Source organism: Enhygromyxa salina, from assembly GCF_002994615.1.
Lineage (GTDB): Bacteria > Myxococcota_A > Polyangia > Nannocystales > Nannocystaceae > Plesiocystis > Plesiocystis salina_A.
This window is the reverse complement of the sequence record NZ_PVNK01000049.1, coordinates 1-7,891: the sequence shown is the minus strand read 5'-3', so window position 1 is coordinate 7,891 and position 7,891 is coordinate 1. Positions and strand designations below refer to the sequence as shown.

Sequence of the window (7,891 nt, the reverse complement as noted above, 5' to 3'; positions counted from 1 at the left end):
GGGGTTCGATCGGGGCCTCGTTCAGGCCGCGGCGGGGCGCAGGCCCCGGGCGATGGCGTGACACAGCACGCTGTGGACGTCCTCGACCGCCAGGTAGTCGTGGCGCGGGATGTGGATGACCTGGGCGCACAGCTCGGCCAGGCGACCGCCGTCGAAGCCGACGAGGCCGACGCTCCGGGCCCCGAGCTCGCGCGCCCGCGCGACCGCGCGGACACAATTCTCGGAGTTGCCCGAGGCCGAGATCGCAATGACCGTATCTTCGGGCGCGAGGCTCTGCAACTGGCCCACGAACACGTTCTCGTAGCCAGTATCATTGGCCAGGGCCAACAGAGTGCTCAGATTACTGGCGAGGCATTGCACACGAAGCGGCGGATTATGATCGGCACAGTTCGCGTGAAGGTCGTTGCAAAAATGCATGGCCGTCGCCGCGCTCCCACCATTACCGAATACATAGACAACTCCACCTTCGCGGCGGGTCTCGTGGATGAGCTCGACGACCGGGGCGACGTCCGCGGGGCTCAGCGCACGCAGCAAACTGGCGACGTCATCGATGTGGGCGCCGATGCGCGTCTTGAGGGTTGGAGCGGGGGCGGCGGCGGTCTGGGGGGCTTGCATGGGCGGGCGTCTCCACGGCGAATTCGGCCAACACTCGGGCCAATACTCAGGCCAATACTCGGGCCAATACTCGGGCCAATACTCGGGCCAATACTCAGGCTTGGGGCTAAAAGCGGGGCCAGGGCCGCCGAACAGCGACCCTGACCCCGGGCTCATTCAGGGCCTAGGGGAAGACCGGCAGCGCGCCGCCGGGGGGAAACTTCGGCAGATCGCCGATGCCGGGCAGGTCGCAGCCGCTGCAGCCCTGGACGCAACAGCCACCGCCCACCGCCGAGCCGAGCTGATCCTGCTCGAGCTTGGCACCGGGAGTGCGGGTACGACGGGAGGCGATATGATCATTGATGCGTTTCATCTGTTTTTCCTTTCGGGGTATTGTTGTCTGCGCTATGACAGGCCGAACGATGGCTCGACCCGCCACGTCGCACGGACAATCAAACATGGTTCATCGATTGTTCGCCACCGCGTTTACGCAATTTAAGCTCGCCCCATTCTCCGCGTTCGCTCCCCACCCATGAATCAGAAGAACACACCAAATCACCCGACCTCGAAGTTGGGTCATGCCCTCCTCGTGTTGGGGAGTGAGGATGGAGTCGCCCCCCTGCGCGAGGCCCTCGACGCGCTAATTTCGCTGAGCCAGCGAGACCCCGAGGCCGTGGACCTCGGCGCCGTGCTCGCCGATCCGGCCCTCGCGCTGGTGGTGTTTCACGCCCTCGACGAACCCGACCTCGTGAAGGGGATGCGGGCGCTCGGACCCGAGACCCCGGTGTTCATCAGCGCATCGGCCGTCAACGACCAAATTCGCGCAGACCCGCGGCTGGTCTTCGAGCTGAAGTCGGAGATCTCCCCCGACCAACTGCCAGTCTTGTTCACCCGTGCGTTGGGCGGGGCCCCGCCCGAGCGGCCGGAGCTCTCGGCCGACGACGTGGCCCTGCACAAGCGCGTGCTCGAGCTCGCGAGCCGCTTCGCCTCCTCACGCGATCCCGCCCAGGCCGCCCGATCTGTGAGCGCCGAGCTGTGCGAGCTGCTCGACGCCAATCGCGTGCACTGCCTCTATCACGACGGCGCCAGCGGGGCGCTGTGGGCCCTGTCCCCCGTCGAGCGCGAGCACCGGGCGACCCGGGGCCTGGCCGGCTTCGCCGCGCGGACGGGCAAGGGGCTGTGGCTTCGCCGCGCCGACGAAGACCCTCGCTACCTGGCCGCGATCGACGACCCCGGCGGGCGGGGCGAGGAGCAGCTCTTGGTCGCGCCGATCTGTGGCGCCGAGGGCAGCGTGCACGTGGTCCTGGTCGTCGTTCGTCAGGGCCACCGCGAGGCCTTCGACGCCCGCGAGCGCGGCTCGCTCGGGCTCTTCATTCAGCGCGCCGGCCCCTTGGTCGAGCACCTCGCTCAGCGCCAGGAGCTCGCCGAGCTCGTGCGCGAGCACGAGGAGCGTGAGCGGGGCCCCTTCCGCGTCGAGGCCCTGCGCGCGCGACAGGCCGGCGAGCGCCCCGGAGAGGTCATTCGGGTCACGGGCGCGTGGGTTCCGGTCAGCTACTGGCTGGTCCTGGCCCTGGTCCTGGTCGGCTTCGCCTACCTCGCGTTCGGACGCATCAACATCTACAGCGCCGGCCCGGCGGTGATCCACTTGCACGAGCGCCGCCAGATCACGGCCCGGTCCAGCGGCGCGCTGGCGGAGATCCTGGTCGAGCCCGGCGAGCGCGTCGACGCGGGTCAGCTGCTCGCGCGCCTCGACGACCGCGTGGCCCGCAGCGAGCTGACCCGGGCCGAGCTCTCGTTCCGCGCCGAGCTCCGCGCCCGGCTGCTCGAGCCCGACGATCCGGTCACGGCCGCCAACCTCACCGACCTCCGCCGCCAACGCGACAACGCCGAGGCGGCGCTGGTCGAGCGCGAGCTCCGAGCCCCGGTCGCCGGGACCGTCGGCGATCTCCGCATTCGCCCGGGCCAGCACCTGAGCGTGGGCGAGACCCTGCTGTCGCTGCTGATCGACGAGGACGCCCGCCGGGTGATCGCGCTGCTGCCCGGCTCCGATCGCCCCCAGCTGCGCCCGGGCATGGTCATGCGCCTCGAGCTGCCCGGCTACCAGCGGGCCTACCAGCACCTGCACGTGCGCCACGTCGGCGAGGAGGTCGTGGGTCCGAGCGAGGCCCGGCGCTTCCTCGGGCCGACCCAGGCCGACGCCCTCGCCCTCGACGGCCCCATGGTCCTGGTCGAGGCCGAGCTCGACGAGCCGAGCTTCGTCGTCGACGACCAGCGCTACGACTACCACGAGGGCATGCTGGCCCTCGCCGAGGTCCGCGTCCGCTCGGAGTCGCTGCTGGAGATGCTGTTCCCGGCCCTGCGAGGAGTGCTGCCCCGTGGCTGATCACGACCTCGACCTCGACCTCGGCCGAGACCTCGGCTCGCGCTTCCCGGCCCTCGCCCGCCTGTCCCGCGGCCCTCGGACGCGCCGGGTCCCGGTGATCTTGCAGCACGAGTGGGCCGAGTGCGGCGCCGCGTCCCTGGCCATGGCCATGAGCTACCACGGCCGCGAGATCGCCCTCGACGAGGTCCGCCGCGAGCTCGGGGTCGGGCGCGACGGCCTCGACGCCGCCTCGATCGTCACCGGGGCCGAGCGCTTCGGCATGCGCGCCCGGGGCATCCGCGTGGAGCTCGAGGATCTGCCCTGCCTCCCGCGCGGCGCGATCCTCCACTGGGAGTTCAACCACTTCGTGGTCTTCGAGCGCGTGACCCGGACCCACGTCGAGTACGTCGATCCGGCCTCCGGGCGCCAGCGCGTGACCCTCGACCGATTCTCGCGCTCGTTCACGGGCGTGGCGGTCTGCGTCGAGCCCGGGGCCGACTTCGAGCCGACCAAGCTCCGCGAGAAGCGCTACGCCCTGTACCTCCAGCACCTGTACGGCCAGCGCCAGCTGATCTCGCGGGTGGTGGTCAGCTCGGTGATGTTGCGCCTCCTGGCCCTGAGCCTGCCGATCCTGACCGCGCTGCTCGTCGACCACGTGGTCCCGCGCAGCGACCACCACCTCCTGGCGGTGATCGCCGTCGGGCTCGGGGGCGCGGTCGTGTTTCACGTCCTGTCCAACCTGACCCGCGCCCACCTGCTCTTGCAGCTGCGCACCAACCTCGACGTGCGCCTGACCCTGGGCTTCCTCGAGCACCTCGTCGACCTGCCCTACGCCTTCTTTCAGCGCCGCTCGGCCGGCGACTTGATGATGCGGGTGTCGAGCAACACCAACATCCGCGAGACCCTCACCAACAACACCCTCTCGGCCCTGCTCGACGGCTCCTTGGTGATCATCTACCTGGCGCTGATCTTCTGGCTGAGCCCGACCCTGGGGGCCCTGACCCTGGTCTTGGGCATCGCCCAGGTGATCGTGTTCATGCTCTCGCGTCGCCGGGTCCTGGACCTGATGCGCGAGAACCTCGAGGCCCAGGCCCAGGCCCAGAACTACCTCGTCCAGATCCTCGGCGGGATCGAGACCCTCAAGCTCGCGGGCGCCGAGGGCCGCGCCGTCGAGCGCTGGTCCAACCGCTTCGTCGATCAGCTCAACGTCTCGCTCGACACCGGCCGCCTCCAGGCGAGCATCGACGCGGCCATGGCCGCGCTGAGCGTGACCTCGCCCTTTTTGATCCTCTGCGTCGGCGCCCACTTCGTGATGCAGGGCGAGCTCTCGCTCGGGCAGATGCTGGCGCTCAACGCCCTCGCGGCCGGGTTCTTGACCCCCCTGGCCTCGCTGGTCAGCAGCGCGCTCCAGCTCCAGCGCCTCGGCGGCTACATCGAGCGGCTCCACGACGTGCTCTCGACCGAGCCCGAGCAAGACCGCAGCACCGTCGAGCCCGCGCCGCGGCTCAGCGGCCAGGTCAGCCTCCGCGAGGTCAGCTTTCGCTACGATCCCAAGTCGCCCTTCGTGGTCCGCGAGGTCAACCTCGACATCGAGCCCGGCGAGTGCGTGGCGATCGTTGGCCGCTCGGGCTCGGGCAAGTCGACCCTCGCGGGCCTGCTCCTGGGCTTGCACACGCCGACCGAGGGCGGGGTCTACTACGACGGCCGCAAGCTCGACGAGCTCGAGCTGCGCAGCGTCCGGCGCCAGCTCGGCTTTGTGCCCCAGCACCCCTACGTGTTCGCCCAGAGCCTGCGCGAGAACATCGCGATGAGCCACCCCGACGCGAGCATCGAGGCCGTGACCCGGGCCGGAAAGCGGGCGGCGATCCACGACGACATCATGGCCATGACCATGGGCTACGACACCTTCGTGTCCGAGGGCGGGGGCTCGCTGTCCGGGGGTCAGCGCCAGCGCATCGCCCTGGCCCGGGCGCTGGTCGCCGAGCCCCCGCTGCTGCTGCTCGACGAGGCGACCTCGGCCCTCGACAACCGGACCGAGCGCGAGGTCATGCGCGCGCTCGAGCAGATGTCCTGCGCGCGGGTCATCATCGCCCACCGTCTCAGCACCATCACCTTCGCCGACCGCATCGTCGTCATGGACGCGGGCCGCGTCGTCGACGTCGGCAGCTTCGAGGAGCTGCGCGAGCGCTGCGAGATCTTCCGCATGCTCCTCGCCGCTGGCAACGAGCCGACCCCCGAACTCCAGACCCTCGGAGCCGTCCATGAATGACCACGCCCTCGCCCGCTACCTAGCAGCCCGTGGTGCAACGCATCGTGTCGCCTCGCGCCGGAATCTTCGCCGAGGGCGCGAAGCCAAGACGCCGCTGTACCGGGCGTACTGCAAGTTTTGGCGACAAAGCCCTCGGCGGAAAGGCCAAGCGAGGCGGCGCGAGGCATTGCGCCACGGGCTGCTAGCTCCTGGTCTGCTCCTGGCTGTGCTCGGGCCGCCGGCCTGTGGCGACCCGCTCGCCGACGCGGCCCCGCCCGCGGTCGACAGCGCGGTCGACCGGCGACCCGATCCCGCTCCGCTCGCCGCAGGCCACGTCGCCGTGGTCGTCCCCGCCCGGGCCGTCGACGTCGCGCCCACGGTCACCGGCGAGCTGGTCTCGCTGCGGGTCTGGCCGGGAGACAGCTGCCGCGCGGGTGAGCCCCTCGCCCAGCTCGACGACAGCGCGGCGCGCAACGAGATCGCCGTGGTCGAGGCCGAGCTTCGCCAGCAGCGAGCGGCCCTGCGTCACGCTCGGGTCGACGCCCAGCAAAGCCAGGCCCAGGCCGGCGAGCTCGACGAGCTCGCGGCCGCAGGCCACACCTCGACTCGGGAGCGCGACGACGCCCGCTTCGAGGCCCGGCGCCGCGAGGCCGATCTCGACGCGGCCGTCGCCGCCGTGGCCGAGAGTCGAGCTCAGCTCGATCGCCTCCACCGCGAGCTGCAAGACAGCACCATCGTCGCGCCCTTTGACGGCGTGGTCGCCCGCCGCTACCTCGACGAGGGCGCGGTCACGGGCCCGGGCAGCCCCGTGCTGCGGCTGATCGCCGGCTCGACCCCCTGGGTCCGCTTCGCCGTCGAGCCGAGCGAGCTCGAGGCCCTCGCGCTCGGCACCGAGCTCCGCGTGCGTCTCGAACACGGCGTCGAGCTCCCCGCCCGGGTCGAGCACGTCGCCCCCGAGGTCGACCCGGCCAGCGAGATGGTGTTCGTCGACGCGGCCCTGGTCTTGGCGGGCCCCGATGACGAGCTCGGCTTCGAGCTCGCGATCGGCACCCCCGCGCTCGTGTTCACGGGCCGAGCCAGCGACGCAGACGCCCGCGCGACCCCCTGAGTTTGAGCCAGCCCGAACCCACACGAGGCTGGAGCGAGCAGGCGCCGCCTCCCCTCCCCGGACATCAGCTCGCCCGCTCGGGCCCTGAGCCCGGCTGACGGTGCGCAGGCGACCGCGGGTCCGCTCCAACCAGGCGTCGGTCGCGACGACGGACCGGCGGCGCAACTCGGCCGCGAGCCCGGGCAAGACCGACCCGTGGTCGTACGAGCGAGGCTACGAGCCTTCGGCAGCCTCGGCCTTGTCGCGCTCGGCCTTGGTGGCCTTGGCGGCCTCGATCGCCTCCTCGTACTCCTTGGTCAGCTCGCGCTGGGCGTCGACGCTCGACCGGAGCTGATCCCGAGCCCGGCGCCGATCCTGCTCGGCGATCTCTGCGAGCTTGGGCGAGCAGGCCTGGAGCTCGCCCTCCGTCTTCGCTCGCAGGGCGCAGCGCGAGAACTCGTTCCAGCCCTCGCCGATCCGCGCGCGCAGCTGCGGCAGGTGCTCGAGACACAGCTTCATGTCCGCGTCGGACGGCGAGCCCGACGCGTTGGCCTGGCTCATCTGCATGGTCAAGACGTGCGCACACAACTCGTCGTCGCTCGGCGCCGCGCAGGCGAGCGTGGCGAAGGTCAAAAAGAGCGTGATCGTGGTCCGCGTCACCACGCCATCGTAGCGCGGGAACGCGCCAATCAAAACGCGACCGCAAGAATCCCCCTCACCAAGCGCCCGAGTGACGACGCTCCCACACGGGTCGAATGTGAATCATCACTGACTACACTGAGGTCGCCCTGTCGGTCCGCCCCTCGGGCTCCCGGGGCATCCGCTGCTGGCAATCACGAACGCGATGTAGGCAATAGTGGCTACCAACACACATCCAACGAACAGGTGATCGAGCGGGGCATCCGATGGTTGCGCGCGATGACCATCGTCGCGTAAAGACCCGCTGTGCCGTGTGGCTCGCGCGAAGCTCGAGATGCCACCGTATTCACACCCCCCTTAAAACTGCGTTATTCGTCCAGTTCGACATGTCCCCCGGTACGCACCCTGTCCAAAAGTACAAGGTTCGGGCTATCATCGCATTCTCGATGTGGCGCAATTCGAGCCGCGAGGTCGCCGCAGGTGCTTTCGCAACATCCGCCCGTAACCGGCTCGACGGTCGGTTGGTTCGCGGACCTGCGACACGGACCTTCGGTTTCACTCCAAATGACCACAGGGACGGTTTTGGAGCCGAGCGCCGGTCGCGTGAAGTGACTGTGACCGATCCGCCTTGCGAGCGAGACAAACCTAGTGCTAGGCACTAGATATACATTCGTAGGGCGCCGGGTCGCATGAGTTTGTGACCGCTTTCGCCTCTCACGGCAGTCGAGAGGCGAACACGAGGAAGAGATCACCAAAAATGTTTCACAGCGATATTTCGTTTGTTTCCATGGCAATTGGCACCCTCTGCGTCTCGGCTCTCGTGACCGCCTGCGATCCAGACGAGGACCCAGCGACCGACCCCGCAGCCGAGCTCGTGGACGAGGCTTCTCCCGCTGTCGATGCGGAATGGAACGACGTCCCGGTGCCCTCGACCCCGTTTGCCCCGCCGCCCCCCTGTCTC

6 protein-coding genes are annotated in these 7,891 nt (G+C 69.7%); 3 read left to right on the top strand and 3 right to left on the bottom strand.

Annotated features, from left to right (window positions below; genetic code table 11):
- Positions 1-21: 21 nt before the first annotated feature.
- Together ENSA5_RS04940 and ENSA5_RS04935 are read right to left on the bottom strand one after the other, a co-directional pair.
- A complete protein-coding gene (locus ENSA5_RS04940) occupies positions 22-615 on the bottom strand; it encodes a D-sedoheptulose-7-phosphate isomerase (RefSeq protein ID WP_181197380.1) in 594 nt (197 codons plus the stop codon).
- 163 nt (positions 616-778) lie between these two features.
- The gene (locus ENSA5_RS04935) at positions 779-967 is read right to left on the bottom strand and encodes a hypothetical protein (RefSeq protein WP_106390392.1); all 189 of its coding nucleotides are present in this window, start codon (positions 965-967) and stop codon (positions 779-781) included.
- Positions 968-1,183: 216 nt separating this feature from the next.
- Here ENSA5_RS04935 and ENSA5_RS04930 point away from each other — a divergent pair, with 216 nt between their 5' ends.
- The 3 genes from ENSA5_RS04930 (at position 1,184) to ENSA5_RS04920 (ending at position 6,312) form a co-directional block, all read left to right on the top strand.
- Entirely contained in the window at positions 1,184-2,977 is a 1,794-nt protein-coding gene (locus ENSA5_RS04930) for an efflux RND transporter periplasmic adaptor subunit (protein WP_181197379.1), read from the top strand.
- The gene (locus ENSA5_RS04925; protein ID WP_106390390.1) at positions 2,970-5,225 is read left to right on the top strand and encodes a peptidase domain-containing ABC transporter; all 2,256 of its coding nucleotides are present in this window, start codon (positions 2,970-2,972) and stop codon (positions 5,223-5,225) included. The genes ENSA5_RS04930 and ENSA5_RS04925 overlap by 8 nt, the downstream gene beginning before the upstream one ends.
- 205 nt (positions 5,226-5,430) lie before the next feature.
- Positions 5,431-6,312 carry an efflux RND transporter periplasmic adaptor subunit gene (locus ENSA5_RS04920; RefSeq protein WP_181197378.1) on the top strand — a complete coding sequence of 294 codons (882 nt, stop codon included), beginning with the start codon at positions 5,431-5,433 and terminating at the stop codon, positions 6,310-6,312.
- Between the two features lie 213 nt (positions 6,313-6,525).
- On the opposite strand, the gene ENSA5_RS04915 is transcribed toward ENSA5_RS04920, so the two are convergent.
- Positions 6,526-6,951, bottom strand: coding sequence for a hypothetical protein (locus ENSA5_RS04915; protein WP_146155333.1), 426 nt, complete (start codon positions 6,949-6,951; stop codon positions 6,526-6,528).
- Between the last annotated feature and the right edge of the window lie 940 nt (positions 6,952-7,891).

Coding starts and splice junctions, on each gene's coding strand:
- ENSA5_RS04940 (WP_181197380.1), bottom strand. CDS start 615: ATGCAAGCCCCCCAGACCGCCGCCGCCCCCGCTCCAACCCTCAAGACG.
- ENSA5_RS04935 (WP_106390392.1), bottom strand. CDS start 967: ATGAAACGCATCAATGATCATATCGCCTCCCGTCGTACCCGCACTCCC.